Origin of the sequence: Leclercia sp. 1548 (genome assembly GCF_050435045.1) — a bacterium.
In the GTDB taxonomy this organism is placed as follows: domain Bacteria; phylum Pseudomonadota; class Gammaproteobacteria; order Enterobacterales; family Enterobacteriaceae; genus Enterobacter; species Enterobacter adecarboxylatus.
Genome location: NZ_JBNDJP010000001.1, coordinates 589,701 through 615,587, shown reverse-complemented (window position 1 = coordinate 615,587; position 25,887 = coordinate 589,701). Strand labels below are relative to the sequence as shown.

Sequence of the window (25,887 nt, the reverse complement as noted above, 5' to 3'; positions counted from 1 at the left end):
TGTGGTGATTATATTTCCCTTATGGGTTTACATCCTGTCATCAAAATGCAGCATATTTCGCTTGTATTTCTTATTGCCGTAATGATAATCACTATCACAAGAATTTACCTTTCTTTGCATCAGTTGACCGTGATAAACATTTAAGGTGTCGGCATGTTTGTTCCATTTCTCATTATGTTACGTGAAGGCCTCGAAGCGGCCCTTATTGTCAGCCTGATCGCCAGCTATCTGAAACGAACCCAGCGTGGTCGCTGGATTGGGGTGATGTGGATTGGCGTCTTCCTGGCGGCCGCCCTCTGTCTCGGTCTGGGGATTGCGATTAACGAAACCACCGGGGAATTCCCGCAAAAAGAGCAGGAGCTGTTTGAAGGCATCGTCGCAGTCATTGCGGTGGTGATCCTCACCTGGATGGTGTTCTGGATGCGCAAAGTGTCGCGTAACGTTAAGGTTCAGCTGGAACAGGCGGTGGATAGCGCCCTCGCAAAGGGCAATCACCACGGCTGGGCATTGATCATGATGGTCTTCTTCGCCGTGGCGCGTGAAGGGCTGGAGTCGGTCTTCTTCCTGCTGGCTGCTTTCCAGCAGGATGTCGGGATCTGGCCGCCGCTCGGCGCGGTACTGGGTCTGGCAACCGCGGTGGTGCTCGGTTTCCTGCTCTACTGGGGTGGGATCCGTCTTAACCTCGGCGTTTTCTTCAAGTGGACCAGCCTGTTTATTCTGCTGGTAGCCGCCGGGCTGGCCGCCGGGGCGATCCGCGCCTTCCATGAGGCGGGCCTGTGGAACCACTTCCAGGATGTGGCGTTCGATCTCAGTAACGTCCTGACCACCCATTCGCTGACCGGCACCCTGCTGGAAGGGATCTTCGGTTATCAGGAAACGCCGAGCGTCAGTGAAGTGGCTGTTTATTTCATCTATCTCATTCCGGCGCTGGCGCTGTTCTTTATGCCATCGCGGCCAGGCACGCAGCCGTCGCATACCGCGTCCTGAAGTGCTTATTTTGTCTACAAAATCATGCAAGTTGCATCCAGTCGGCAAGGCTGAGGCACCCCAGGCGCTTACTCAGGTAAGTGACTGGGGTGAGCAAACGAAGCCAATGCAGAGGTAGCTTGCAGGGTGACGTGTATAGTTACAACATACTTGTTAAAGGGAAGGGTCATGGCAATTCAATTTCGTCGCAGTGCGTTACAGGCTGGCGTGGCAGCGCTGATTGCGTCTGCCTTCGCTGCACAGGCCGCGGATGTTCCGCAGGTTAAAGTTACCGTCAATGATAAACAGTGTGAGCCGATGACCATCACGGTCAACAGCGGTAAAACCCAGTTCATCATCCAGAACCACAGCCAGAAAGCGCTGGAGTGGGAGATCCTCAAAGGGGTCATGGTGGTGGAAGAGCGTGAGAACATCGCGCCGGGCTTCAGCCAGAAGATGACTGCCAACCTGCAGCCGGGTGAATACGACATGACCTGCGGCCTGCTGACCAACCCGAAAGGCAAGCTGATTGTTAAAGGCGCTGCCACCGCCGACGCCGCCAAAGGCGACGCGCTGCTGAGCCTGGGCGATGCCATCACCGCCTATAAAGCCTACGTGACCAAAGAGACCGCGGATCTGGTTGCCGGCACAAAAGCCTTTACCGACGCCGTGAAAGCAGGCGATATCGAAAAAGCTAAATCGCTGTACGCGCCAACCCGCCAGCACTACGAGCGCATCGAGCCTATCGCCGAGCTGTTCTCTGACCTGGATGGCAGCATCGATGCCCGTGAGGATGACTACGAGCAGAAAGCCGCCGATCCGAAATTCACCGGTTTCCACCGCCTGGAGAAAGCGCTGTTTGGCGACGACTCAACCAAAGGGATGGAGCAATACGCGGAGCAGTTGAACAGCGACGTGCTGGAGCTGCAAAAACGCATCAGCGAGCTGGCCTTCCCGCCGTCAAAAGTTGTGGGTGGGGCAGCGGGTCTGATTGAAGAAGTGGCGGCCAGCAAAATCAGCGGGGAAGAAGATCGCTACAGCCATACCGACCTGTGGGACTTCCAGGCCAACGTCGAAGGTGCCCAGAAGATCGTTGACCTGCTGCGTCCACAGCTGCAAAAAGATAACAGCGCTCTGCTGGCGAAAGTGGATGCCAACTTTAAGAAAGTCACCACTATTCTGGCGAAATACCGCACCAAAGACGGGTTTGAAACCTACGACAAGCTGACCGATGCTGACCGTAATGCCCTGAAAGGGCCGATCACCACTCTGGCGGAAGATCTGGCTCAGCTGCGTGGCGTACTGGGTCTGGACTAAGTTGATGAACAAGCATGACGAGTTCGACGTGGCTGAACCTTCACGACGTCGGTTGTTAAAAGGGGTAGGGGCGCTTGGCGGCGCTCTTGCCCTGGCGGGTGGTTGCCCGGTGGCGCATGCGGCAAAACCGCAGAGTGCCCCGGGCACGCTCTCCCCGGATGCGCGGATGGAGACGCAGCCGTTCTACGGCCAGCATCAGGCGGGGATCTTAACCCCGCAGCAGGCATCGATGATGCTGGTGGCCTTTGATGTACTGGCCAGCGACAAAAGCGAGCTGGAACGTCTGTTCCGCCTTCTGACGCAGCGCATTGCATTTTTGACCACCGGCGGCCCGGCGCCCGATACGCAGAACCCGCGTCTGCCGCCGATGGATTCGGGGATCCTGGGTGCCTATATCGCCCCGGATAACCTGACCATGACGGTATCGCTGGGGGCCTCGCTGTTTGACGATCGCTTTGGTCTCGCCGCGCAAAAACCCAAATCGTTGCAGAAGATGGTGCGTTTCCCGAATGACTCCCTGGATGCGGCCCTGTGCCACGGCGATCTGCTGATCCAGATCTGCGCCAACACCCAGGATACGGTGATTCACGCGCTGCGCGATTTGATTAAACACACCCCGGATCTGCTGAGTGTACGCTGGAAGCGGGAAGGATTTATCTCTGACCACGCCGCGCGCAGCAAAGGCAAAGAGACGCCGGTGAATCTGCTCGGCTTTAAGGATGGCACCGCCAACCCGAACAGCCAGGATGCGCCCCTGATGGACAAAGTGGTGTGGGTAACGGCCGACCAGAGTGAACCAGCCTGGACGGTGGGCGGCAGCTATCAGGCGGTGCGCATTATCCAGTTCCACGTTGAGTTCTGGGACCGCACGCCGCTCAAGGAGCAGCAGACCATTTTTGGCCGCGACAAACACAGCGGCGCGCCGTTGGGGATGAAAAACGAGCACGACGTGCCGGATTACGCCAGCGATCCTGATGGCGAGACCATTGCGCTCGACAGCCATATCCGCCTCGCTAACCCACGCACAAAGGAGACCGAGTCCAACCTGATGATGCGCCGGGGATACAGCTACTCGCTGGGGGTGACTAACTCTGGCCAGTTGGATATGGGCCTGCTGTTTGTCTGCTACCAGCACGATCTGGAGCAGGGCTTTTTGACCGTGCAGAAGCGCCTGAACGGCGAAGCGCTGGAGGAGTACGTTAAGCCGATTGGCGGGGGCTATTTCTTTGCTCTGCCAGGCGTGCGCGATAAAAACGGCTGGCTTGCGCAGGGGCTGCTCGAAGCCTGAATCCCGTCCCGCTTACCCCATAAGCGGGACCTATTTTTATGTCCCGCTAAACTCTTGTTATAATTCTGTAATATTCCCATAGCAGACTAACTAACGCTGTCAGGTGAATCTTAAAAGTTGCACTCAGGTAAAAATAATGTTGCATTCATGCTAAATCCTGATGTACTTACATTAAGAAAGCGGTAAACCTTACAGTGATCATGAATCGCTCTGGAGATCGCGAATGGTTGGGTCCTCAACTGGACAAGGTAAAGGCAACAAACGCAGCACCCGGCGCGGAGGTTCACACTCCGGCAGCGATCTCTTCACCGAAAAATTCTCCCCCTCCCCAGTAAATCCTGATTTTTCCGATCCACCGAATGGTGAGCATAGCGATTCGGTTGGGTCATTTAACCAAGCAAGCTATGGCTTAGAAGGAAGCCAACCCTCAGATGTTTGTTCGCATAATCGTACCGATGCCGGTACGAGTGATGAATACCAACAACTCAAGGTGCTATCCATGGGAAGACAAAAAGCAGTGATCAAAGCTCGTCGTGAAGCAAAACGTGTGCTGAGACGGGATTCACGTAGCCATAAACAGCGTGAAGAAGAGTCGGTCACCTCGCTTGTGCAGATGAGTGGCGTTGAAGCAATTGGCATGGCGCGGGACAGCCGGGATATGGCGCCAATTGTTGCACGCAATGACGCTCAGGCGCAGTACCTGAATGCTATTGAGAGAAAGTCGCTGATTTTCGCCACCGGTGAAGCCGGTTGCGGGAAAACCTGGATAAGTGCAGCCAAAGCGGCAGAGGCTCTGATTCATAAAGACGTCGATAAGATCATTGTCACTCGCCCGGTATTGCAGGCCGATGAAGATCTCGGCTTCTTGCCCGGTGATATTTCGGAGAAATTTGCGCCATATTTCCGGCCCGTTTATGACGTGCTGGTGAAGCGTTTGGGCGCATCTTTTATGCAGTACTGCCTGCGACCAGAAATTGGCAAGGTAGAAATTGCGCCGTTCGCCTATATGCGCGGACGTACATTTGAAAATGCAGTTGTGATTCTCGACGAGGCTCAGAACGTAACTGCTGCGCAAATGAAGATGTTTTTGACGCGCCTCGGGGAAAACGTGACGGTGATCGTGAACGGGGATATCACCCAGTGCGACCTGCCGGCCGGCGTAAAATCGGGTCTGAGCGATGCGTTGGCACGTTTCGTTGAGGATGAGATGGTAGGGATAGTACAGTTTACGAAAGATGACTGTGTGCGTTCGGCGCTCTGTCAGCGAACACTGAACGCCTACTATTGAGTCTGTTGCTGTGTGCAAAGCCCGGGAAACCGGGCTTTGTTGTTTGTGCGGGGCAGATGCCTGATGGCGCTGCGCTTTGTTTCTTCTCCGATGGGGTTGAAGAATCCCCACAAAAATATTGGCACGGTCGGCCCCCTCTCCATTCAGGGCGGGGGTGAGGGGCCCAGAGCGCACGGAGTGACAGTGGGCTCCGGGAGGGATGGACTCGCTGCGGGTAGCCTGTTCACTGCGTTCGCGGTCTGTCCAACTGGCTGTCGCCCGTTGTCGAACCCTCGGTCGGGGGAGCTCATTCCTCCCGCAGGCGTGCTACATGCGAAAACAAAGCCCGCATTTTCATGCGAGCTCTCATCTAAAATATAGCGGTGAGGGAGGGATGGACTCGCTTCGCTCGCCCTGCGGGCAGCCCACTCACTGCGTTCATGGTCTGTCCAACTGGCTGTCGCCCGTTGTCGAACCCTCGGTCGAGGGTTCTCATCCCTCCCTTTCGGGAGTATATAAACGAAAAAAGCCCGTACTTTCGTACGAGCTCTCATCTGAAATATGGCGGTGAGGGAGGGATTGACTCGCTGCGCTCGCCCTACGGGCAGCCTGTTCGCTGCGCGCTCAGGCTGTCCAACTGGCTATCGCCCGTTGTCGAACCCTCAGTCGAGGGTTCTCATCCCTCCCGCAGGCGTGCTACATGCGAAAAAAAAGCCCGCATTTTCATGCGAGCTCTTCTTTAAATATGGCGGTGAGGGAGGGATGGACTCGCTGCGCTCGCCCTGCGGGCAGCCTGTTCGCTGCGCTCTCAGGCTGTCCAACTGGCTATCGCCAGTTGTCGAACCCTCAGTCGAGGGTTCTCATCCCTCCCTTTCGGGAGAATATAAACGAAAAAAGCCCGTACTTTCGTACGAGCTCTTATCTTGAATATGGCGGTGAGGGAGGGATTCGAACCCTCGATACGTTGCCGTATACACACTTTCCAGGCGTGCTCCTTCAGCCACTCGGACACCTCACCATATTGTTTTGCTGCCTTTCCTCTCGGGGGCAACGGGGCGCTACTATAGGGAGTCAGGCTAAATCGGTCAAGCAGATTTTCTGCATTAATGCGCGTTCGGTTAAGCAATAATCAGCTCCACGGTTTTCAGGCCATGGAGCGAACCATTAACGCTGTGAATCGAGCGCTTCGCTGTTCTTCATCACCTCTTGCGCCTTGCCGTAGCTTTCCATGAGCAACTGATATGCCGGGAAAATGTGTGTGTAGACTTCCGCCCACTGGGCGGCATCATCACGATTCCAGGTGCGCTGGATTTCCGAGGCCACGGCTGCGGTATCCATGGGCACAACGCCTGCCTGCACCACACGCGCCAGGGTGATCTCCTGCGCCATTTTGCTGTAGGTGCCTGAAGCGTCAATCACGGCAAAGACTTTATAGCCGTCAGCCACCGCGCTGATCGACGGGAAGGCCATGCAGACGCTGGTGATGGTGCCAGCAATAATAAGCGTCTTGCGCCCGGTCGCCTTCACAGCTGCCACGAACTCCGGGTTATCCCAGGCGTTAATCTCGCCTTTGCGCGCCACATACTGCGCATGCGGGGCATTAGCGTGGATCTCCGGGATCAGCGGGCCGTTTGGCCCTTGCGGTACGGAGGCGGTGGTGATCACCGGGATATTCGCCAGACTGGCAATTTTGGCCAGCGCCGCGGCGCGGGCGCGCAGCTCCGGCATTGGCATGTCACCAACGGTCTGGAACAGCCCGCTCTGGTGGTCGATCAGAAGCATCACAGCATCATTCACATCAATAACTGGACGCGCACCGCTAAAGTTAGCTGGGGTCGACATGGTTCTCTCCTTTATTACGTTCAGATCTGGCCGAAGCGGCCGGAATTGAAATCGCGAATAGCTTCTGCAATTTCGGTTTTACTGTTCATCACGAACGGGCCGTAGCCGACGATGGGTTCATTCAGGGATTCTCCGGCCATCATCAGCACTTTGGCGTCGCTGCTGGCCTCCAGATGCAGCTTCTCGCCTTCCTGACTCAGCACGACAAGCTGCGCTTCACCCGCCTGGGCGGAGCCGTTCACCGTCACGCTGCCTTCCAGCACGACCAGCGCCGTGCTCCAGCCTTCAGGCTGAGTGAGCGTCAGAAGGCTGCCCTGACGCAGGGTGATATCCCACAGGTTCAGCGGAGAGTGAGTCTGCGCCGGGCCGGTGACCTCCTCGTAACGTCCGGCGATCACCCGCAGTTCACCGCGGTTGTCGGGTAATGTCAGCACCGGGATCTGGCTTTTGGTGATGCTCTGGTAGCCCGGCGTCGCCATCTTGTCTTTGGCGGGCAGATTGACCCACAGCTGCATCATTTTTAGCTCGCCACCCTGCTGTGCAAAGGCGCTGGAGTGGAACTCCTCATGCAGAATGCCGGAGCCAGCTGTCATCCACTGCACATCGCCCGGGCCAATCACGCCGCCTTTACCCGTCGAGTCGCGGTGTTCCACCTCGCCGGAATAGACAATCGTGACCGTCTCAAAGCCGCGGTGGGGATGCTCGCCCACGCCGCGTTTTGCCCCATCTGGCGGGAAGCTGTACGGCCCGGCGTAGTCCAGCAGTAAAAACGGGCTAAGGGGCTCGCCGTGGGTCTGGTAAGAAAACATCGAACGCACCGGGAAACCGTCGCCAACCCAGTGCTGGCGGGGTGCGGTATAAATACCTGTTACGTTTTTCATCCTCTTCTCCTGATGTTCTGTCGATGTAATTAGCTTATATTCAGGCTTAATATCCCGGTAGACGGTGAAAATGACATGCACTGTTCCTGATATGGAACTATGAGGGCGTTATGCAGGATCTGAATGATTTCGTGTGGTTTGTGAAAGTGGTGGATCACGGTGGCTTCGCGGCGGCGGGCCGGGCGCTGGATCAGCCTAAATCGAAACTAAGCCGTCGGATTGCGCAGCTTGAGACGCGGCTCGGCGTGCGCTTGATCCAGCGTACCACCCGTCAGTTTACGGTCACGGAGGTGGGGCATACCTTCTATCAGCACTGTAAGGCGATGCTGGTAGAAGCCGAAGCGGCAGAAGAGGCCGTTGCGGCATTGCAGGCGGAACCCCGCGGCGTGGTCAGGATCACCTGTCCGGTGACGCTCCTGCATGTGCATGTCGGACCGATGCTGGCGAGGTTTATGGCGCGCTATCCCGGTATTAATCTGCAGCTGGAGGCGACCAACCGGCGGGTGGATCTGGTGGCCGAGGGGATTGATGTGGCGATCCGCGTTCGCCCGCGTCCGTTTGACGACAGCGATCTGGTTTTGCGGGTGCTTGCCGACAGAGGCCATTGTCTGGTGGCGGCACCGCAGTTGCTTACCCGGCTGGGAACGCCGCGTGCGCCGTCTGAACTGAGCGCCTGGCCCGGCCTGAGCCTGGGGGAGGGGAAACAAGTTCATAAGTGGGCGCTGAGCGGGCCGGAAGGGGCCAAAGCGGAGATCCATTTTCAACCGCGTCTGATCACCACCGACATGCTGGCACTGCGAGAGGCCGCCATGGCTGGGGTGGGTCTTGTGCAGTTGCCGATTTTGATGGTCAAGGAGCAGCTGGCGTCCGGGGAGTTAGTTAAAGTGCTTGAGGCATGGGAGCCGCGCAGGGAGGTTATTCATGCGGTCTATCCTTCCCGGCGTGGGCTGTTACCTTCGGTGAGAACGCTGGTGGATTTTTTGACTGAGGAATATGCGAGGATGGTGGAGGAGTGAGGCCTGGTGGCGCTTTGTTCCCTCTCCCTTGGGCAAAGGTTTAGGGTGAGGGGCCCAGACCGCACGGTGTCGCATTAAGCACCGGGAGGGATGGACTCGCTTCGCTCGCCCTACGGGCAGCCTGTTCGCTGCGCTCTTAGACTGTCCAACTGGCCGTAGCCAGTTGTCGAACCCTCGGTCGAGGGCTCTCATCCCTCCCTTTCGGGAAAATATAAACGAAAAAAGCCCGTACTTTCGTACGCGCTCTCATGTTGAATATGGCGGTGAGGGAGGGATTGACTCGCTGCGCTCGCCCTACGGGCAGCCCACTCACTGCGTTCGTGGTCTGTCCAACTGGCTGTCGCCCGTTGTCGAACCCTCAGTCGAGGGTTCTCATTCCTCCCTTTCGGGAGAATATAAACGAAAAAAGCCCGTACTTTCGTACGAGCTCTCATCTTGAATATGGCGGTGAGGGAGGGATTGACTCGCTGCGCTCGCCCTTCGGGCAGCCCACTCACTGCGTTCGTGGTCTGTCCAACTGGCTGTCGCCCGTTGTCGAACCCTCGGTCAAGGATTCTCATCCCTCCCTTTCGGGAGAATATAAACGAAAAAAGCCCGTACTTTCGTACGAGCTCTTATCTTAAATATGGCGGTGAGGGAGGGATTGACTCGCTTCGCTCGCCCTGCGGGCAGCCCACTCACTGCGTTCATGGTCTGTCCAACTGGCTGTCGCCCGTTGTCGAACCCTCAGTCGAGGGTTCTCATCCCTCCCGCAGGCGTGCTACATGCGAAAAAAAAGCCCGCATTTTCATGCGAGCTCTTCTTTAAATATGGCGGTGAGGGAGGGATTCGAACCCTCGATACGTTGCCGTATACACACTTTCCAGGCGTGCTCCTTCAGCCACTCGGACACCTCACCATATTGTTATCCCGTTGTTGCTGGGACGGGCGCTAATGTAAGGAAAAGCCTTACGGACGTCAATCAACTTTTTCAGTAAATTAGCGCGTTGAGACAAACTTCAACCAACCTGATTTCTTAATGTGCTGAAAGTGCCTCTTTTATCTACAACGACCAAGGGCACAAATTTTGTTATGCTGCGATGCAGTTGAAAATGAACGTAAAACAGCGCAACAGAAGGCAATCGCAATGGACATCATTTTTTACCACCCGACATTTGATAACGCTTACTGGATAAAAACGCTTTCGGCGGCGCTGCCGGGCGCACGAGTTCGTGAGTGGAAACGCGGCGATAATGACCCGGCGGATTATGCCCTGGTGTGGCATCCTCCGGTAGAAATGCTGCAAGGGCGTAAACTGAAAGCGGTCTTCGCCCTGGGAGCTGGGGTGGATTCGATCCTCAGCAAGCTCAAGGCGCACCCGGAGATGCTGGCAGAATCCATTCCTCTGTTTCGTCTTGAAGATACGGGGATGGGGCAGCAGATGCAGGAGTACGCCACCAGTCAGGTACTGCACTGGTTCCGCCGGTTTGACGACTATCAGGCGTTAAAACAGCAGGCGCGCTGGGAGCCGCTGGCCGATTATCAGCGTGAAGATTTCACCATCGGTATCCTCGGGGCAGGGGTGCTGGGGTCGAAGGTGGCCGAGGCGCTGGCACCCTGGGGCTTCCCGCTTCGCTGCTGGAGCCGGACGCGCAAAGACTATCCGGGTGTCACCAGCTTTGCCGGTATGGATGAACTGCCGCAATTTTTACAGGGCACGCGCGTGCTGATTAACCTTCTGCCGAACACGGCGGAGACCGTGGGGATTATCAATAGCAGCCTGCTGAATCAGCTGGCAGATAATAGCTACCTGATGAATCTTGCCCGCGGCGTTCATGTGGTGGAGGCCGATCTGCTGGCGGCGCTGGAGCGCGGCAAGCTCAAAGGCGCGATGCTCGATGTCTACAGTAAAGAGCCGCTGCCCGCCGACAACCCTTTATGGGCGCACCCGCGGGTGGCGATGACGCCGCACGTGGCGGCGGTAACGCGTCCGGCCGAAGCCGTGGCTTATATCGCGCGCACCATCACTCAGTTGGAAAAAGGCGAGCCGGTCACCGGGCAGGTCGACAGGCAGCGCGGTTACTGAGTCAAACCCGGCCATCGCCGGGTTTTTGCTAATAAACGCCTGGGATAACTGCTATCCTTTGGGAAACACGAGAGGAGAGAACGATGTACCCCGTTGACCTGCATATGCACACCGTTGCCAGTACTCACGCCTACAGCAATCTTCATGACTACATCACCCAGGCAAAGCTAAAGAACATTAAACTCTTTGCGATCACCGATCATGGCCCGGATATGGCAGATGCTCCGCACTACTGGCACTTTGTGAATATGCGCATCTGGCCGCGGGTGGTGGATGGCGTAGGGATCCTGCGCGGCATTGAGGCCAACATCAAAAACACCCAGGGTGAGATTGACTGTACCGGCCCGATGCTGACCTCGCTGGATCTGATCCTTGCCGGTTTTCATGAGCCGGTATTTGCTCCGCAGGACAAAGCTACCAATACCGAGGCGATGATTGCTACCATCGCCAGCGGCAACGTGCATATCATCAGCCATCCGGGTAACCCGAAATACCCTATCGACATTCAGGCTGTCGCCCGGGCGGCGGCTGAGCATTCCGTGGCGCTGGAGATCAACAACTCTTCGTTTATTCACTCCCGCAAAGGCAGTGAAGCCAACTGCCGTGAAGTCGCGGCTGCGGTGCGTGACGCCGGTGGCTACGTGGCGCTGGGTTCGGATTCCCACACGGCCTTTACGCTGGGTGATTTTAGCGAGTGCCTTAAGATCCTCGATGCGGTGGGCTTCCCTGAAGAGCGCATTCTGAACGTAACGCCTCGTCGTTTACTTGATTTTCTGGCGTCGCGTGGCATGGCACCGATTCCCGAATTTGCTGAATTTTAACTGTGTAATGGACTAAATAAATGAACGAGTTTTCCATCCTCTGTCGCGTACTGGGTTCCCTTTATTATCGCCAGCCGCAGGATCCGCTGCTGGTGCCGCTATTTACCCTGGTCCGCGAAGGCAAGCTGGCCGAAAGCTGGCCACTTGAGCAGGATGAGCTGCTGCAACGTCTGCAAAACAGCTGCGACATGCAGCAGATTTCAGCTGATTACAACGCGCTCTTTGTTGGCGAAGAGTGTCGCGTGTCGCCTTATCGCTCCGCCTGGGAAGAGGGCGCAACCGAAGCCGAAGTGCGTGCGTTTCTCTCTTCACGCGGTATGCCGCTGACGGATACCCCGGCCGACCATATTGGCACGCTGTTGCTGGCGGCTTCCTGGATTGAAGACCACGCGGCAGAAGACGAAAACGAGGCGCTGGAAACCCTTTTCGGTGAGTATATTTTACCCTGGTGCGGGGCGTTTCTCGGCAAGGTCGAGGCTCATGCCACCTCGCCATTCTGGCGAACCATGGCACCGCTGACCCGTGACGCCATTGCCGCTATGTGGGACGAACTGCAGGAAGAGAACGAAGAGTGATCTGGATCACTTTCTGAATGTAACAGCAAATCTCAATTTGCATATTTTGTGTTCCTGATCTCATTTCATGGCCGCGTATCTGCTAAGATGCGCGCCATGAACATACTACTTTCTATTGCAATCACGACAGGCATCCTCTCCGGGATATGGGGTTGGGTTGCCGTCTCCCTCGGACTCCTGAGCTGGGCGGGCTTTCTGGGCTGTACCGCCTATTTCGCCTGCCCGCAGGGTGGCGTGAAGGGGCTGTTTATCTCTGCATGTACGCTGATGAGCGGCGTAGCGTGGGCGATGATCATCATCCACGGCAGCGCGCTGGCACCCCATCTGGAGATCGTCGGCTACGTCATGACCGGCGTGGTGGCGTTTTTGATGTGCATCCAGGCAAAGCATCTTCTGCTGTCGTTTGTGCCTGGCACCTTTATGGGTGCTTGCGCCACTTTTGCAGGGCAGGGTGACTGGCGGCTGGTGGTGCCTTCGCTGGCGTTAGGGCTGGTGTTTGGCTATGCCATGAAAAACAGCGGACTGTGGCTGGCGGCGCGCAAACACAGCGCGCGAAACGTCACGGCGTTAAGCAAATAAAAAAGGCGAGACCAGGGTCTCGCCTTTTTAATGCGCTTTCTATCAGGATTCTGGCGGCGATGACATTTCGCGGTATTTCACCAGAACATCGTTTTTCACTTCGTTTTTGTTTTGCAGATCCCACAGACCGCGATCGATACCGTCGTTAATCAGGAAGATGACCCCGGTTTCGATAGCCGACATCAGGCAGAGCATCACCGGTTCGTTAGAGGTATAGCCGATTTCGCCTTCCAGCAGTCGTTGGTAGTCGATGAAGCGGAACACCCCGGCCTGAACCTCGTACGAGAGAATGGTTTTGCTGGTGGTGACCGAGGATAAAATTTCCCCGGTACTCACGTTAACCACACGCAGGTTCACTGCAATCTGGTCAAGCTGGTACTGAGTATCACCGCCGATACCGAAGTAGCGCGCCCCCACACCCCCCGATTTCACATTACTTTCGTAACCGATAATCGAGCCTTCAACCATGACGTTTGCCGCCGTGAGTGAGTGCAACGGAATACGGTTGTTCATCGCCACGGTGCCGTTATCCTGCGCTGCACGAATAATTTTGCGTTCGTTGAGCAGGTTTTGCAGCCCCTGACGTTCCAGAGGAATAAACCAGCGAGAATCTTTTAACGCCGTGACCAGCATCGCGGTGGCGCTTTGCGGGACTGCGGTGGAGAAGTTACTTGCCGGATAAGGTTTAAATTGACCGGTTTCATCCTGAATATTGTATACCGACACGTAGATCTTACCCGTTGGTAACGGTAACTGGGTCAGATCGCGATAGCTCTGGGCGCGAGGCATTAATGTCGGTTTTGCTGCCTGTTTGGGGGGAGCAGTTAAACAACCGCTCAATAAGCACACTGCAACAAGTATGAGAAAGCGCTGCATGATTATTGTCCTTATCTCAACTATGTCTAAAAGTCGGTGGAATTGCTTTGCAAGCCAGCGACCTGAATGGTGGAGGTTCTCCCCGTTTTCCGGTCTGTGACATTTAATTGCATTTGTCCGTCCGCATTGGCGATATCGACAATAAAGTCGCTGGTCACCATACGGCCCGGTTTACCGGTGTTGATGTTGGTCAATAATCCGCCCAGAACCTGGGCCTGGATCGCCTGGGTAAAGTTATCCAGTGCGCTTGGGGTCTCAATACCGAAGTCATCATCGGCGCTTGGGTCCTTATAGGAGTTTTGCGCCTGGGCCGAGTTTAAAAGAAAAGAGCCGTTATTAGGGTTTCCCCCAAAGTTAGGGTTACGGAACTGGAACGTCATATTTCCGGCCCAGCTCAATGATGGAATGAGCAGTAGAGCGATAACTGCATAGACAACACGCATGAATGCCTCCGAATTAAAACTCGTCTTGCGCTAAATCGCCGGTACTGAGCAGAGCTTTATCAATCTGCAGACGATTTATTGCTTCTTCGGTTTGAGCCAGAGCGAAGATTACGTTCTGATCCAGATCTCTTTTCGTTGGGAATAAAAAGGTCTGGAAAATAACGTCCTGATTCACCGTTATGGTGATCCAGCTACCCCATCGCGCACTGGGCCGTTCATTGATCGTTAAGTTCCCAGGATAGTCACTTTCCCATTTGTCGCTGAAGCCACGATAAAAAGCATGACCAACAGCCGAGACAGTGTGATCGGTTAACAATCCTGGGATCTCTACTTCAACCGCATGCAGATTCCCGGCAGCAAGCCAAAAGCTTGCTGCGGCAATCCAACTCGTTGTGCGTTTCATACTGTTAACGCCTGAGGTTATCATTTGCCCATGAAACCGCCTGCGTCCGGTTTTTAACAGCTATCTTCTTGAAAAGATTATAAAGATGGGTCTTTACCGTATTTTCGCTGATAAATAACGAACGGGCGATTTCAATATTTGAAGCTCCGATGCGTAATTTATTCAGAATTTCTTTTTCGCGATGGGTCAGCAAAGCAGACTCTGAACTGTTATAGCGATAATTTCCGGAATGCGTTATGAGGTAGCTGGCGAGTTTTTGCGAGAAGTAGCATTCCCCACGCAGAACGCCCTGCAAGCCGTCAACTACGCGTGCCTCGTCCTCGTTGACGTAAAAGACACCGTTGATATGCGGCCAGCTTTCAATATCTCTGAATGGATACTCTTCAGGCGTATTCAACAATAACACACGGATATTGTTGTTTTTTCTGCTTAAAATATCTTGCCAGTATTGGATAAGTTTTTTATCCGCTTCCATCATATCGAAAAGAATAATACTGCCAGGTGTAATGTCATCAAAAGAGCGTTGAATACTATGCAATTTCCCGCTCAATGTAAGGCTCTGCTTTAAATGCTGTAGTAAGGCTGTCGCCTGCAAAGAAGGTTTGGTCACTAACAATAATGTCTGACCATGAAAACTTTGGACTTCATTAAACATGATGAAACCCCTTTTTTGAAACACCTGGCAGCTGCCCCCAATAATATTATTGGGGGCACCAGAAGTACTGACAGATGTGGCACTGCTGTGTGTAGAAGAAAGACCATATCCCTCGAAGTAAGGGAAAATAAAAAAACAATTGCGAACTTCTGTTTTCAATCTAGCTATTACGGTTTTTAAAGCAAGTGTTAAACGTGTAACAAGATGTAAAAATCAATATTAACTTGTAAAAAATGAGTTCATGAATTGCTTAGAGTTCATCATAAAGTTGTACACAAAGATATTGATGCACACATTTAAAAAATCATACAAATTATATTATCTTAATGATTTTACTATAATTTATAGTTTTGAGGTTATTAGCGGGAAGGTATGAGCGAGGTCAAAACGCTAAGCCTCTTTTTACAATGTGTAAACGTCTTAAGAAATCACGCACTTTGTCACGCTATCATGGATATATCGTGATGGCGCACCTGCAAGTCAGGCGAAACGGCAAATCAGGATTTTCTCTTCTATCCATTTCCAAAACCCGGCTTTCGCCATTAAATGTCGCCTGTTAAATGGCTGTATCGCCACGCTGTTTAATTTTTTTTAATACTTTGGGGTGACGGGGAAAATAAAAATACAACTGGCGGGTGAGATATTAAAATTGTTTCGGCAGACATACTCTTCATCGTAACGCCGGGTTAACAAAATATTTAGCCTTGTTAACACAAGTTATTTTACCACCAGGTCCAGGGTGATAACATGAAGAACAGTTTGTTATTAATGTTTACATTACTGGGTGCACCTGGATTTGTTTTCGCTAGCTCTGATTTGGCAGCTTCAGAATACAATTTTGCGGTGAATGAATTGAGTAAATCATCTTATAACCAGGCCGCTATTATTGGACAGCAGGGCGTAAATAATAACGCAACTGTTCTCCAGCAGGGCTCAAAATTGTTATCTGTCGTTTCCCAGGAAGGCGGAAATAATCGGGCGAACATTGAACAATCAGGCAGTTATAACCTTGCCTACATTGATCAAAAAGGGAACTCGAACAGTGCGAGTATTAATCAAGGTGCATATGGTAATACCGCAATGATTATTCAGAAAGGTTCTGGTAACAGAGCGAATATTACGCAGTACGGTACGCAAAAAACGGCAGTTGTAGTACAGAGACAGTCACAAATGGCAATTCGCGTTATCCAACGCTAGTTATTTGATGACGAATTAATCAATCCGATGGGGGCTTTACAATGAAACTTTTAAAAGTGGCAGTAATTGCAGCAATCGTGGTTTCTGGCAGTGCTATGGCTGGCTCCGTTCCACAATGGGGCAATAATCATGGCGGCGGCAACAACGGTGGTAATAACATCAGCCCAGAAACACTGACTGTTTATCAGTACGGTGGTCGTAACAACGTAGACGCTTTGCAAAGCGACGCTCGTGGGTCTGAAATCACCGTTAGCCAGAGCGGTTTCGGTAACGATGCTGACCTGTCACAGGGCGCTGATAGCAGCGAAATCGATCTGAACCAGAGAGGCCAGGGTAACTCGGCAACTATCAGCCAGTGGAGTGGTCGTGACCTCACCGCTAACGTTCGTCAGTCTGGTGGTCGTAACGACGTCCAGCTGAATCAAACTATGAACGGCGCGACTGCTAACATCACTCAGGTTGGCTTCGGCAACACCGTGACTGCTGGCCAGTACTAAGCTGACGTCCGTACGACGATAAAACAGGGCTGAGGCCCTGTTTTTTTTTGGGAGAAGATCATGAATACACTTTTATTGCTTGCTGCACTTAGCAGTCAGATCACCTTTCAGACGGCCACTGAGGGCGACATGTTGACCATTATTCCCCAGGTCACGGTGACGGAACCCTGTTTATGTCAGGTGCAAATTCTCACCTCGCGCAGCGGCCCCGGTGGTCAAAGCACTTCGCGGCAGCAAAATACCGTCTCGTTACCCGCTAATAAAACGGTCAATCTTTCCCGAATGACCCTTAACTCAGGTCCCAACGATAAGATAAATGTCATAGTCACGGTGTCGGACGGTAAATCGCTGCATCTGTCGCAACAGTGGCCGCCGTCGAAAGCATAAGGGATGAAATATTCTTTAAGTTTATGGATTGATTGATGTTACTGAAATTGACTCGCGTCTGATGTTACTGGCATCGCCGATGCCAGTCGACGGCCCGTTTTAAGGCCTGTTGTTTCATCTGCAGGGATAATGTTTAGTGAAGTTCCTCCCGGTGGTCTTGCCAGATATCCTGTCTATTTAAATCCTCTCCCTGCCGCTTCGCTAACCCCAGCAATGTATCCCTTTTACCGATAAGGGGCGCGACGAGCCTTGCATCATTCCGCCTGCATCGCAGACGATTTCCGTGACCTGCCCGCAGAAGAGTAAAATGCGCACCCGTCAACGGCGCGATTCCGATGTCGTAAAGGGCGCGGCGGTCTTCGGGGATCGCGTGGCCATCACCATGACATACCCCCCAGTCCTGAAAAATCGCGGGCTATCGTTCGGGTGGATTACCACCATGGCGGGGCGGTTTTCTGTTTACAGGCCTTACATGGCCCATCCTCTGCGATACACTTAAGAGAAAAACGTCAGCAGAGGTTGAATATGAACTCGCGTATTGAAGTTTTTCTGGGTGATATCACCACCCTGCATGTTGATGTGATCGTCAATGCCGCTAATCCCTCATTAATGGGGGGCGGCGGCGTGGATGGCGCCATCCACCGGGCAGCGGGGCCAGCCCTGCTTGAGGCCTGCAAGGTGGTGCGTCAGCAGCAGGGCGAGTGCGCGCCGGGCCAGGCGGTCATTACCCTGGCGGGTGATTTGCCGGCCAAAGCGGTGATCCATACCGTCGGTCCCGTCTGGCATGGGGGCGATCATCATGAAGCCCGCATTCTGGAAGAGGCCTACCGCAACAGCCTGAACCTGGCGGCAGCCAACGGTTATCACTCCCTGGCATTCCCGGCGATAAGCACCGGCGTGTACGGTTATCCCCGCGCCGCCGCCGCGGAAATCGCCGTTAATACGGTTTCGGATTATCTCACCCGCAAGCCTCTGCCGGAGCGGGTATACTTTGTCTGCTATGATGAAGAAAATGCCCGGCTATACAAGCGACTGCTTACCCAACGAGGACAGGAAACCGACGCATAACACGCGACTAGGACGCGCTATTGCACCGGTCAGTTCTGCACATCCTGGCCTTTGTGGACTTCTCCCTCTTGATAACAGTCTGGACGCATTCGCCTGCCGCTACCGGCTGGCGGAGATGGCGGAAAAAACCCTGGATGTGCAGTACTACATCTGGGAAGACGACATGTCAGGAAGGCTGCTGTTTTCCGTGCTGCTCTCCGCCGCCATGCGCGGCGTGCGTGTACGCCTGCTGTTAGACGACAACAACACGCAGGGGCTGGACGCCATCCTGCGCTTGTTGGACGCGCATCCCAATTTTTCTGTACGCCTGTTTAATCCCTTCTCGTTTCGCACTCTGCGCGCCCTGGGTTATCTCACCGATTTTGCCCGCCTTAATCGGCGGATGCATAACAAGAGTTTTACCGTGGATGGGGAAGTAACTATTGTTGGCGGCAGAAACATCGGGGATGCCTATTTTGGGGCGGGTGAGGAGCCGCTGTTCTCCGATCTGGATGTGATGGCAACAGGCCCGGTGGTGAAGGATGTGGCGGATGACTTTGAACGCTACTGGAACTGTGCGTCGGTCTCCACGCTCCAGCAGGTGCTGGAACTGTCGGAAACCGAGATCGAAGATAAAATACAGCCGCCTGAAGAGTGGTATCGGGACGATATCACCCGCCGCTATCTGGATAAACTCCAGTCCAGCGAGTTTATCACCCGCCTGGAAGCCGGTAATTTGCCGTTGATCTGGGCTAAAACCCGGTTGCTTAGCGACGATCCGCGTAAAGGGCAGGGCCGGGCAAAGCGCCATTCGCTGTTGCCCCAGCGCCTGCTGGACGTGATGGGTTCGCCGGTTGAGCAAATTGCAATTATTTCAGCCTATTTTGTCCCGACCCGGGCGGGGGTAGCGCTCCTGCTGCAGATGGTGCGCAAAGGGGTAAAAGTCGCCATCATGACCAATTCGCTGGCGGCCAACGATGTCGCCGTGGTGCATGCTGGCTATGCCCGCTGGCGCAAGAAGCTGTTACGCCACGGCATTGAGCTGTATGAACTTAAGCCGACCCAGGATGGCGTGCCGGTCATCCACGATCGCGGCATCACCGGTAACTCCGGCTCCAGCCTGCATGCCAAGACGTTCAGTATCGATGGCGAGAAGGTGTTTATTGGTTCGCTGAATTTTGATCCCCGTTCAACCATGCTCAACACAGAAATGGGCTTCGTTATAGAAAGCGAGGTGCTGGCGCGACTGATCCATACCCGTTTTGTACGCAGCCAGCGTCACGAGGCCTGGCAGTTAAAGCTCGATAAGCTGGGGCGTCTGAACTGGATTGAGCGCAAGGATGGGGAGGAGATTGTACATAAAAAGGAACCCAAAACCCGCTTCTGGCAGCGGATGCTGGTGCGGCTTGCCTACTGGCTGCCTGTAGAGTGGCTTCTGTAAAGCGGCGCCGGTTGCGTAACCGGCGCACAAAGGTTTAGCTGGTGGTCTGCGGAGAGTTGGCGGGTTTGCTGGCCGGTTTACCGGAAAATAAAAAGCGCAGCAGCGGAATACGCAGATGAATTTCATATAGCACAATCGCGATCCCGACCACAAACACCAGTCCGGCGATAAAGCCCAGCAGGTTTGAGCTGATATGCGGCGTGATGTAGGCGCCGAAAAACAGCGTCAACGGATGATGCACCAGATAAATGAACAACGACGCATTAACAAAATAGGTGACGCGCGCGGATTTAAAGTTCAGCAGGCGGTGTCCCAGCGCAAAGACCACATTTACCATCCACAGCCCCAACACCATAGTAATCACGCTTTCGGTTTCATACATCCATGCATCGCCGCTGCCATAACGCTGATTCAGCAGATAGGCGACAAACGCCAGTGCCGCGCCAAGGGTGCAGCCGCGCGATGGCGTGGTGAACAGGGCTTTCAGTTTGGGATGGACAAACGCCAGGGCGCCAATAACAAAGAAAGGCAGATAGAAGAGGGTCTGCATGACCACAAAATTGAACAGGCCATCGCTGAGGATCGGCGAATAAACGATTAACAGCGTGCGGCGCAGGGCGGCATAGGCAATACCCAGCAGTAAAAACAGGACCGACAGTTTGCCCCAGGTGATGTCCGCGAGAAGTGTCCCTGATTGGGTGCTAAGACGGTGGCGCATGCGGCTGAACACCCACAGGCTAACCGTGGTCATCACCACCAGCACCAGCAGGAACCACAGATGCGAGACCAGCTCCCAGGCAAGAGTATTGTATTTTTCGTACAGCGACAGGGTGTGCCAGGTGTCCGCTTTGCCTTTGACATATTGCAGCATGATGAATTGCGGCAGCGTCAGCAGGGGAATGGCGGTGAGCATCGGAATACCAACGCGCTCCACGCGCACTTTCCACCACCGCTTTAGCGGGTAGCGCAAGAACAGCATGTAAGAAAAATAACCCGAAATAACAAAAAAGACCTGCATTCGGAATGAGTGAATAAAGTCGTTAAACAGCGTCAGCCACCATGAGGACTCGGCGCTATTGACATGCCAGACGTGGCTCGAATAGATCAAGGAGATGTGAAACGGGATCCCCAGCAGCATGAGCCAGGCCCGAATAGAATCAAGGAAATATTCGCGTTGTGCGGGTACGGTACTCATAGTGCGTTATGCATTCTCAGACTTATCGCCTTATCCCTAAGACCAATAGTGGTTACATTCGGGGCCAACCCTACACGAAGTCCGACAGACTGTCTCCAGGATAAGCACGCAAAGTGAATACGGGTTACTTTCACTTGCTTACTCCCTGAGCCAGCACGCTGAACAAAGCGGTGATTATGTTGTCGGAATGCCTGATTTTCCATTAAAATGGATCGGATCGATATAAGCACACAAAGGGGGAAGTGCTTACTTATTATGAAACATAAACCACAAATGATGAAAATGCGTTGGTTAGGGGCAGCCGTCTTGTTGTCTCTGTATACCTCATCGGCCCTGGCCTTTACCATCGACGACGTCGCAAAACAGGCAAAATCGATGGCAGGTAAGGGGTACGAAGCGCCAAAAAGTAACTTGCCCTCCGTTTTCCGCGATATGAAATATGCGGACTATCAGCAGATCCAGTTTAATCACGATAAAGCGTACTGGAATAAGATTAAAACCCCGTTCAAGCTTGAGTTTTATCATCAGGGGATGTACTTCGATACGCCTGTCACCATTAATGAAGTGACATCCAACGCGGTACGCAAAATCAAATACAGCCCGGACTATTTTAATTTCGGCAATGTGCAACACGATAAAGACACCGTAAAAGACCTGGGCTTCGCGGGCTTTAAAGTGCTTTACCCCATTAACAGTAAAGATAAGAACGACGAAATTGTCAGCATGCTGGGGGCAAGCTATTTCCGCGTCATCGGCGGCGGCCAGGTATATGGCCTCTCTGCACGTGGCCTGGCGATCGATACCGCACTGCCTTCCGGGGAAGAGTTCCCTCGTTTCCGCGAGTTCTGGATTGAGCGTCCAAAACCGACCGACAAACGCCTGACCATCTATGCGCTGCTGGACTCCCCTCGTGCGACCGGTGCCTATCGCTTTACCATCATTCCGGGCCGCGACACCGTGGTTGATGTGCAGTCTAAAGTCTATCTGCGCGATAAAGTGGGCAAACTGGGCGTGGCACCGCTGACCAGTATGTTCCTGTTCGGGCCTAACCAGCCGTCACCAGCCACCAATTTCCGCCCGGAACTGCATGATTCTAACGGTCTGTCGATCCTGGCCGGAAACGGCGAGTGGATCTGGCGTCCGCTGAACAATCCGAAACACCTGGCGGTAAGCAGCTTCAGCATGGAAAACCCACAAGGGTTCGGCCTGCTGCAGCGTGGTCGTCAGTTCTCCCGCTTTGAAGATCTGGACGATCGTTACGATCTGCGTCCAAGCGCGTGGATCACCCCGAAAGGCGAGTGGGGCAAAGGTAAAGTGGAGCTGGTGGAGATCCCAACCAACGACGAAACCAACGACAACATCGTCGCTTACTGGACGCCGGATCAGCTGCCGGAAGCCGGTAAAGAGATGAACTTTAACTACTCCATCACCATGAGCCGCGACGAAGACAAGCTGCATGCGCCAGAAAGCGCGTATGTGCTGCAGACCCGCCGTTCCACCGGCGATGTGAAACAGTCGAATCTGATCCGTCAGCCGGATGGCACTATCGCTTTCGTGGTGGACTTCACCGGTCAGGAGATGAGTAAACTGGCGCCGGAGACCCCGGTCACCGCGCAGGCGAGCATCGGTGATAACGGTGAAATCGTTGAAAACAGCGTGCGTTATAACCCGGTCACCAAAGGCTGGCGTTTAACCCTGCGTGTGAAACTGAAAGACGCGAAACAACCGACTGAGATGCGCGCCGCCCTGGTGAACGCTGACCAGCCGCTGAGTGAAACCTGGAGCTATCAGCTACCTGCCAATGAATAAGATAACTGAGTATATCGATGCCATGCCGCTGACCGATATCGAGAAGGCGGCACTGCCGAAGGGTGACATCAGCGAGGTGCATACCGCGTTGGATGCCGATCATCACGCGTTTACCCGTGAAGATGATACCCCGCTTGGCTCGGTTAAAAGCCGCCTTGAGCAGGCCTGGCCCGACTCACTGGCCGAAGGCCAGCTGATTCGCGATGACGAAGGGCGTACCCAGCTTGAGGCCATGCCGAAAGCCACGCGTTCCTCTATGTTCCCGGATCCCTGGCGTACCAACCCGGTAGGCCGTTTCTGGGATCGCCTGCGTGGCCGTGACGTGACCCCGCGCTATCTTTCCCGCCTGACCAAAGAGCAACAGGCCAGTGAGGAAAAATGGCGTACCGTCGGCAGCATCCGCCGCTACATCTTGCTGCTGCTGACCATCGCGCAGACCGTCGTCGCCACCTGGTATATGAAAACCATTCTGCCTTACCAGGGCTGGGCGCTGATCAATCCGGCCGATATGTTCGGCCAGGATCTGCTGGTTTCGTTTATGCAGATCCTGCCGTATGTGCTGCAAAGCGGCATCCTGCTGCTGTTTGCCATCCTTTTCTGTTGGGTATCGGCCGGTTTCTGGACCGCGCTGATGGGCTTTTTACAGCTGCTGATAGGTCGGGACAAATACAGCATCTCTGCGTCAACGGTGGGGGATGAACCTCTCAATCCTGAGCACCGTACTGCGCTGATCATGCCTATCTGTAACGAAGACGTGGATCGTGTCTTCGCTGGCCTGCGCGCCACTTGGGAGTCGGTAAAGGCCACCGGGAACGCCGCACACTTCGATGTTTACATTCTGAGTGACAGTTACAACCCCGACATTTGCGTGGCGGAACAGAAAGCCTGGATGGAACTGATCGCCGAAGTGCAGGGCGAAGGGCAGATCTTCTACCGTCGTCGCCGTCGCCGTGTGAAGCGTAAAAGCGGCAACATCGATGACTTCTGCCGTCGCTGGGGCAATCAGTACAGCTATATGGTGGTGCTGGATGCCGACTCGGTGATGACCGGTGACTGCCTGACTGGCCTTGTACGTCTGATGGAAGCCAACCCGAATGCCGGGATCATCCAGTCTTCGCCAAAAGCATCGGGCATGGACACGCTGTATGCGCGCTGCCAGCAGTTTGCAACCCGCGTATATGGGCCGCTGTTTACTGCCGGTCTGCATTTCTGGCAGTTGGGCGAGTCCCACTACTGGGGGCACAACGCTATCATCCGCGTGAAGCCGTTCATCGAGCACTGTGCGCTGGCACCGCTGCCGGGTGAAGGCTCGTTCGCTGGCTCGATTCTGTCGCATGACTTCGTGGAAGCGGCGCTGATGCGTCGTGCCGGTTGGGGGGTGTGGATTGCCTACGACCTGCCGGGATCTTATGAAGAGCTGCCGCCGAACCTGCTGGATGAACTGAAGCGTGACCGCCGCTGGTGTCACGGCAACCTGATGAACTTCCGCCTGTTCCTCGTCAAAGGGATGCACCCGGTACACCGTGCCGTGTTCCTGACCGGCGTGATGTCCTATCTCTCCGCGCCGCTGTGGTTCATGTTCCTGGCCCTGTCGACCGCGTTGCAGGTCGTCCACGCCCTGACCGAGCCGCAGTACTTCCTGCAACCGCGTCAGCTGTTCCCGGTGTGGCCGCAGTGGCGTCCTGAACTGGCGATTGCGCTCTTTGCGTCGACAATGGTGCTGCTGTTCCTGCCGAAGCTGCTGAGTATCGTGCTGATCTGGTGTAAAGGCTCGAAAGAGTACGGCGGCTTCTTCCGCGTAACGCTCTCCCTGCTGCTGGAAGTGCTGTTCTCAGTGCTGCTGGCACCGGTACGTATGCTGTTCCACACCGTTTTCGTGGTCAGCGCGTTCCTTGGCTGGGAAGTGGTCTGGAACTCGCCGCAGCGTGATGATGACTCCACCCCATGGGGTGAAGCCTTTATGCGTCACGGCTCGCAAATGCTGCTCGGCCTGGTGTGGGCAGTCGGGATGGCGTGGCTGGATCTGCGCTTCCTGTTCTGGCTGGCACCGATTGTGTTCTCGCTGATCCTGTCGCCGTTTGTGTCGGTGTTCTCCAGCCGTTCAACGATCGGGCTGCGCACCAAACGCTGGAAGCTGTTCCTGATCCCGGAAGAGTATTCTCCGCCACAGGTGCTGGTGGATACCGACAAGTATCTGGAACTCAACCGCAGCCGTTCGCTGGACGATGGGTTTATGCACGCGGTGTTTAACCCGTCCTTCAACGCCCTGGCCACCGCCATGGCGACTGCCCGTCACCGTGCCAGCCGCGTGCTGGAGATCGCCCGCGATCGTCACGTTGAACAGGCGCTGAACGAGACGCCAGAGAAGCTGAACCGCGATCGTCGTCTGGTGCTGCTGAGCGACCCGGTAACGATGTCGCGCCTGCATTATCGTGTCTGGTCTGCCCCGGAGAAATACTCTTCATGGGTGAACTATTACCAGACATTGAAGATGAATCCGAAGGCGTTAAAAGCGAAGTAATACGCAGAGTGGCGCTATGCCTGACTGGCCTGTGAATCTGCAGGCCCGTGCAGGCGACGCGTCGCGGGGCAAATAAATACCGGCTCTCGAGCCGGTATTTTTATCTTTGGAGGTACTGGATGCGATTTTTCATCGTCATTACGATGGCGCTATTACTGAGCGGCTGCGGAAGTATTATCAGCCGGACCATCCCTGGACAGGGACACGGCAATCAATACTACCCGGGCGTGCAGTGGGATGTTCGCGACTCCGCATGGCGTTACCTGACGGTGCTGGATCTGCCATTCTCGCTGGTTTTCGACACCCTGCTACTGCCCATCGACGCTCATCATGGGCCCTATGAGTAATTAACGCTCATCCCACTCATCCGCTGCAGTTTGGCCCTCTTCGGTATCCAGCGGCGGCTCGAGCTGAAACTCACCCTCATCCCATTCGTGCAGGGTGTTCTCTTCAAGCCACTCCTGACGCAATTCAATCTCGTCATAATCGCCATCAAACACTGCCTGGGCCGCTTCACCGGTCAGCACCGGCAGGCATTCGCCATCTTCACCGTCATCGGCAAAGAATTCGGCCTGCCACATAATGTCCCCATCCTGCATGACATATTTCTGAATATTGAGCTGCTCAATATTCGCGTCATCTTCCTCAATGCCGGGATTATCAGCGAGGAACTCCTCGCGCGCGGCATCAATCGCTTCCTCTAGAGTGGCAAACATAGTCATCGGCGTCTCCCTGTGATTTGACATGGTGTTCAGGGAAAGAATAGCTGATTCTCCATGATTGCAAGTATGAAAGCCGT

Annotated in this window: 25 protein-coding genes, 2 tRNA genes and 6 other RNA genes; 17 read left to right on the top strand and 16 right to left on the bottom strand. The window is 54.5% G+C overall.

All coding sequences use genetic code 11. The annotated features are described in order from the left end of the window. Positions 1-153 precede the first annotated feature (153 nt). From efeU to phoH, 4 genes are all read left to right on the top strand, one after another. Positions 154-987, top strand: coding sequence for an iron uptake transporter permease EfeU (efeU, locus tag ABIE02_RS03075; protein WP_032617491.1), 834 nt, complete (start codon positions 154-156; stop codon positions 985-987). A 168-nt stretch (positions 988-1,155) separates the two neighbouring features. Beyond that, on the top strand, positions 1,156-2,283 hold the full coding sequence (gene efeO, locus ABIE02_RS03070) for an iron uptake system protein EfeO (protein WP_144837479.1): 1,128 nt from the start codon (positions 1,156-1,158) through the stop codon (positions 2,281-2,283). Positions 2,284-2,287: 4 nt separating this feature from the next. Beyond that, on the top strand, positions 2,288-3,571 hold the full coding sequence (gene efeB / locus ABIE02_RS03065) for an iron uptake transporter deferrochelatase/peroxidase subunit (protein WP_336994755.1): 1,284 nt from the start codon (positions 2,288-2,290) through the stop codon (positions 3,569-3,571). 499 nt (positions 3,572-4,070) lie between these two features. Beyond that, positions 4,071-4,859: a phosphate starvation-inducible protein PhoH gene (phoH, locus tag ABIE02_RS03060; protein WP_032617494.1), complete on the top strand. Its 789-nt coding sequence runs from the start codon at positions 4,071-4,073 to the stop codon at positions 4,857-4,859. A 357-nt stretch (positions 4,860-5,216) separates the two neighbouring features. Here phoH and ABIE02_RS03055 read toward each other — a convergent pair. From ABIE02_RS03055 to ABIE02_RS03030, 6 genes are all read right to left on the bottom strand, one after another. Continuing rightward, a non-coding RNA gene (locus tag ABIE02_RS03055) (RtT sRNA) lies at positions 5,217-5,355 on the bottom strand. Between the two features lie 45 nt (positions 5,356-5,400). Continuing rightward, positions 5,401-5,539, bottom strand: a non-coding RNA gene (locus tag ABIE02_RS03050) — RtT sRNA. Between the two features lie 45 nt (positions 5,540-5,584). After that, positions 5,585-5,723: non-coding RNA, RtT sRNA (locus tag ABIE02_RS03045), on the bottom strand. Positions 5,724-5,768: 45 nt separating this feature from the next. Next, a tRNA-Ser gene (locus ABIE02_RS03040) sits at positions 5,769-5,856 on the bottom strand. A gap of 146 nt (positions 5,857-6,002) precedes the next feature. Then, positions 6,003-6,680 (bottom strand): isochorismatase family protein, encoded by a 678-nt coding sequence (locus ABIE02_RS03035; protein WP_336994754.1) that lies wholly within the window; start codon positions 6,678-6,680, stop codon positions 6,003-6,005. Positions 6,681-6,700: 20 nt separating this feature from the next. Next, positions 6,701-7,561 (bottom strand): pirin family protein, encoded by an 861-nt coding sequence (locus tag ABIE02_RS03030; RefSeq protein ID WP_164540107.1) that lies wholly within the window; start codon positions 7,559-7,561, stop codon positions 6,701-6,703. A gap of 110 nt (positions 7,562-7,671) precedes the next feature. On the opposite strand from ABIE02_RS03030, the gene ABIE02_RS03025 reads away from it, so the two are divergent. Then, positions 7,672-8,577: a LysR family transcriptional regulator gene (locus ABIE02_RS03025; protein WP_285125467.1), complete on the top strand. Its 906-nt coding sequence runs from the start codon at positions 7,672-7,674 to the stop codon at positions 8,575-8,577. 258 nt (positions 8,578-8,835) lie between these two features. Here the strand turns inward: ABIE02_RS03025 and ABIE02_RS03020 are convergent. The 4 genes from ABIE02_RS03020 to ABIE02_RS03005 form a co-directional block, all read right to left on the bottom strand. After that, a non-coding RNA gene (locus ABIE02_RS03020) (RtT sRNA) lies at positions 8,836-8,974 on the bottom strand. Positions 8,975-9,019: 45 nt separating this feature from the next. After that, positions 9,020-9,158, bottom strand: a non-coding RNA gene (locus ABIE02_RS03015) — RtT sRNA. 45 nt (positions 9,159-9,203) lie between these two features. Then, positions 9,204-9,342: non-coding RNA, RtT sRNA (locus ABIE02_RS03010), on the bottom strand. 45 nt (positions 9,343-9,387) lie between these two features. Next, positions 9,388-9,475: transfer RNA gene (locus ABIE02_RS03005), tRNA-Ser, on the bottom strand. A gap of 228 nt (positions 9,476-9,703) precedes the next feature. Here ABIE02_RS03005 and ghrA point away from each other — a divergent pair. The 4 genes from ghrA to ABIE02_RS02985 all read left to right on the top strand — a co-directional run bounded on the left by ghrA (position 9,704) and on the right by ABIE02_RS02985 (position 12,617). Beyond that, positions 9,704-10,642, top strand: coding sequence for a glyoxylate/hydroxypyruvate reductase GhrA (gene ghrA, locus ABIE02_RS03000; RefSeq protein ID WP_103792948.1), 939 nt, complete (start codon positions 9,704-9,706; stop codon positions 10,640-10,642). Between the two features lie 83 nt (positions 10,643-10,725). After that, entirely contained in the window at positions 10,726-11,463 is a 738-nt protein-coding gene (locus ABIE02_RS02995) for a phosphatase (RefSeq protein WP_117386046.1), read from the top strand. A 20-nt stretch (positions 11,464-11,483) separates the two neighbouring features. Then, on the top strand, positions 11,484-12,038 hold the full coding sequence (locus ABIE02_RS02990) for a TorD/DmsD family molecular chaperone (RefSeq protein ID WP_032617497.1): 555 nt from the start codon (positions 11,484-11,486) through the stop codon (positions 12,036-12,038). A 96-nt stretch (positions 12,039-12,134) separates the two neighbouring features. Beyond that, a complete protein-coding gene (locus ABIE02_RS02985) occupies positions 12,135-12,617 on the top strand; it encodes a DUF1097 domain-containing protein (protein ID WP_230431368.1) in 483 nt (160 codons plus the stop codon). Positions 12,618-12,659: 42 nt separating this feature from the next. Here ABIE02_RS02985 and csgG read toward each other — a convergent pair whose 3' ends face one another. Genes csgG through csgD form a run of 4 tightly spaced genes read right to left on the bottom strand, consistent with a single transcriptional unit; the run spans position 12,660 to position 14,994 of the window. Further along, positions 12,660-13,493 carry a curli production assembly/transport protein CsgG gene (gene csgG, locus ABIE02_RS02980; protein WP_032617498.1) on the bottom strand — a complete coding sequence of 278 codons (834 nt, stop codon included), beginning with the start codon at positions 13,491-13,493 and terminating at the stop codon, positions 12,660-12,662. A gap of 26 nt (positions 13,494-13,519) precedes the next feature. Beyond that, positions 13,520-13,936 (bottom strand): curli production assembly/transport protein CsgF, encoded by a 417-nt coding sequence (gene csgF / locus ABIE02_RS02975; RefSeq protein ID WP_059308287.1) that lies wholly within the window; start codon positions 13,934-13,936, stop codon positions 13,520-13,522. A gap of 13 nt (positions 13,937-13,949) precedes the next feature. After that, on the bottom strand, positions 13,950-14,339 hold the full coding sequence (gene csgE / locus ABIE02_RS02970) for a curli production assembly/transport protein CsgE (RefSeq protein WP_032617500.1): 390 nt from the start codon (positions 14,337-14,339) through the stop codon (positions 13,950-13,952). A gap of 4 nt (positions 14,340-14,343) precedes the next feature. Further along, complete coding sequence (csgD, locus tag ABIE02_RS02965) at positions 14,344-14,994, bottom strand: biofilm master transcriptional regulator CsgD (RefSeq protein WP_032617501.1); 651 nt, start codon at positions 14,992-14,994, stop codon at positions 14,344-14,346. Positions 14,995-15,741: 747 nt separating this feature from the next. Between csgD and csgB the strand changes: the two genes are divergently transcribed. The 5 genes from csgB (at position 15,742) to ABIE02_RS02940 (ending at position 19,563) form a co-directional block, all read left to right on the top strand. Continuing rightward, positions 15,742-16,191 carry a curli minor subunit CsgB gene (gene csgB / locus ABIE02_RS02960; RefSeq protein ID WP_032617502.1) on the top strand — a complete coding sequence of 150 codons (450 nt, stop codon included), beginning with the start codon at positions 15,742-15,744 and terminating at the stop codon, positions 16,189-16,191. A 41-nt stretch (positions 16,192-16,232) separates the two neighbouring features. Next, positions 16,233-16,688, top strand: coding sequence for a curli major subunit CsgA (csgA, locus tag ABIE02_RS02955; protein WP_059308284.1), 456 nt, complete (start codon positions 16,233-16,235; stop codon positions 16,686-16,688). Positions 16,689-16,748: 60 nt separating this feature from the next. After that, positions 16,749-17,075, top strand: a complete 327-nt coding sequence (gene csgC / locus ABIE02_RS02950) for a curli assembly chaperone CsgC (RefSeq protein WP_032617505.1) — start codon at positions 16,749-16,751, stop codon at positions 17,073-17,075. A gap of 525 nt (positions 17,076-17,600) precedes the next feature. After that, positions 17,601-18,143, top strand: coding sequence for an O-acetyl-ADP-ribose deacetylase (ymdB, locus tag ABIE02_RS02945; RefSeq protein WP_059308282.1), 543 nt, complete (start codon positions 17,601-17,603; stop codon positions 18,141-18,143). Continuing rightward, entirely contained in the window at positions 18,079-19,563 is a 1,485-nt protein-coding gene (locus ABIE02_RS02940; RefSeq protein WP_191968307.1) for a phospholipase D family protein, read from the top strand. Before ymdB ends, ABIE02_RS02940 begins: the two co-directional genes overlap by 65 nt. A 34-nt stretch (positions 19,564-19,597) precedes the next feature. Here the strand turns inward: ABIE02_RS02940 and mdoC are convergent, their stop codons facing one another. Further along, a complete protein-coding gene (gene mdoC / locus ABIE02_RS02935; protein ID WP_032617507.1) occupies positions 19,598-20,758 on the bottom strand; it encodes a glucans biosynthesis protein MdoC in 1,161 nt (386 codons plus the stop codon). Between the two features lie 273 nt (positions 20,759-21,031). Here mdoC and mdoG point away from each other — a divergent pair, with 273 nt between their 5' ends. The 3 genes from mdoG to ABIE02_RS02920 all read left to right on the top strand — a co-directional run bounded on the left by mdoG (position 21,032) and on the right by ABIE02_RS02920 (position 25,435). Next, entirely contained in the window at positions 21,032-22,567 is a 1,536-nt protein-coding gene (mdoG, locus tag ABIE02_RS02930) for a glucans biosynthesis protein MdoG (RefSeq protein ID WP_127472146.1), read from the top strand. Continuing rightward, positions 22,560-25,088: a glucans biosynthesis glucosyltransferase MdoH gene (gene mdoH, locus ABIE02_RS02925; protein WP_032617509.1), complete on the top strand. Its 2,529-nt coding sequence runs from the start codon at positions 22,560-22,562 to the stop codon at positions 25,086-25,088. Before mdoG ends, mdoH begins: the two co-directional genes overlap by 8 nt. A 119-nt stretch (positions 25,089-25,207) precedes the next feature. Further along, positions 25,208-25,435 (top strand): YceK/YidQ family lipoprotein, encoded by a 228-nt coding sequence (locus ABIE02_RS02920; RefSeq protein ID WP_032617510.1) that lies wholly within the window; start codon positions 25,208-25,210, stop codon positions 25,433-25,435. On the opposite strand, the gene ABIE02_RS02915 is transcribed toward ABIE02_RS02920, so the two are convergent. Then, positions 25,436-25,810 (bottom strand): MysB family protein, encoded by a 375-nt coding sequence (locus tag ABIE02_RS02915; protein WP_032617511.1) that lies wholly within the window; start codon positions 25,808-25,810, stop codon positions 25,436-25,438. Positions 25,811-25,887: the final 77 nt, after the last annotated feature.

Excerpts from the sequence above, each read along its gene's own strand:
- ABIE02_RS02915 (WP_032617511.1), bottom strand. The coding sequence starts at position 25,810 with ATGACTATGTTTGCCACTCTAGAGGAAGCGATTGATGCCGCGCGCGAG.
- ABIE02_RS02990 (WP_032617497.1), top strand. The coding sequence starts at position 11,484 with ATGAACGAGTTTTCCATCCTCTGTCGCGTACTGGGTTCCCTTTATTAT.
- mdoG (WP_127472146.1), top strand. The coding sequence starts at position 21,032 with ATGATGAAAATGCGTTGGTTAGGGGCAGCCGTCTTGTTGTCTCTGTAT.
- phoH (WP_032617494.1), top strand. The coding sequence starts at position 4,071 with ATGGGAAGACAAAAAGCAGTGATCAAAGCTCGTCGTGAAGCAAAACGT.
- ABIE02_RS03025 (WP_285125467.1), top strand. The coding sequence starts at position 7,672 with ATGCAGGATCTGAATGATTTCGTGTGGTTTGTGAAAGTGGTGGATCAC.
- efeU (WP_032617491.1), top strand. The coding sequence starts at position 154 with ATGTTTGTTCCATTTCTCATTATGTTACGTGAAGGCCTCGAAGCGGCC.
- ABIE02_RS02940 (WP_191968307.1), top strand. The coding sequence starts at position 18,079 with ATGAAGAAAATGCCCGGCTATACAAGCGACTGCTTACCCAACGAGGAC.
- csgD (WP_032617501.1), bottom strand. The coding sequence starts at position 14,994 with ATGTTTAATGAAGTCCAAAGTTTTCATGGTCAGACATTATTGTTAGTG.
- efeB (WP_336994755.1), top strand. The coding sequence starts at position 2,288 with ATGAACAAGCATGACGAGTTCGACGTGGCTGAACCTTCACGACGTCGG.
- ABIE02_RS02995 (WP_117386046.1), top strand. The coding sequence starts at position 10,726 with ATGTACCCCGTTGACCTGCATATGCACACCGTTGCCAGTACTCACGCC.
- mdoH (WP_032617509.1), top strand. The coding sequence starts at position 22,560 with ATGAATAAGATAACTGAGTATATCGATGCCATGCCGCTGACCGATATC.
- csgE (WP_032617500.1), bottom strand. The coding sequence starts at position 14,339 with ATGAAACGCACAACGAGTTGGATTGCCGCAGCAAGCTTTTGGCTTGCT.
- mdoC (WP_032617507.1), bottom strand. The coding sequence starts at position 20,758 with ATGAGTACCGTACCCGCACAACGCGAATATTTCCTTGATTCTATTCGG.
- csgB (WP_032617502.1), top strand. The coding sequence starts at position 15,742 with ATGAAGAACAGTTTGTTATTAATGTTTACATTACTGGGTGCACCTGGA.
- csgF (WP_059308287.1), bottom strand. The coding sequence starts at position 13,936 with ATGCGTGTTGTCTATGCAGTTATCGCTCTACTGCTCATTCCATCATTG.
- ABIE02_RS02920 (WP_032617510.1), top strand. The coding sequence starts at position 25,208 with ATGCGATTTTTCATCGTCATTACGATGGCGCTATTACTGAGCGGCTGC.
- ABIE02_RS03035 (WP_336994754.1), bottom strand. The coding sequence starts at position 6,680 with ATGTCGACCCCAGCTAACTTTAGCGGTGCGCGTCCAGTTATTGATGTG.
- csgA (WP_059308284.1), top strand. The coding sequence starts at position 16,233 with ATGAAACTTTTAAAAGTGGCAGTAATTGCAGCAATCGTGGTTTCTGGC.
- efeO (WP_144837479.1), top strand. The coding sequence starts at position 1,156 with ATGGCAATTCAATTTCGTCGCAGTGCGTTACAGGCTGGCGTGGCAGCG.
- csgG (WP_032617498.1), bottom strand. The coding sequence starts at position 13,493 with ATGCAGCGCTTTCTCATACTTGTTGCAGTGTGCTTATTGAGCGGTTGT.
- ymdB (WP_059308282.1), top strand. The coding sequence starts at position 17,601 with ATGAACTCGCGTATTGAAGTTTTTCTGGGTGATATCACCACCCTGCAT.
- ghrA (WP_103792948.1), top strand. The coding sequence starts at position 9,704 with ATGGACATCATTTTTTACCACCCGACATTTGATAACGCTTACTGGATA.
- csgC (WP_032617505.1), top strand. The coding sequence starts at position 16,749 with ATGAATACACTTTTATTGCTTGCTGCACTTAGCAGTCAGATCACCTTT.
- ABIE02_RS02985 (WP_230431368.1), top strand. The coding sequence starts at position 12,135 with ATGAACATACTACTTTCTATTGCAATCACGACAGGCATCCTCTCCGGG.
- ABIE02_RS03030 (WP_164540107.1), bottom strand. The coding sequence starts at position 7,561 with ATGAAAAACGTAACAGGTATTTATACCGCACCCCGCCAGCACTGGGTT.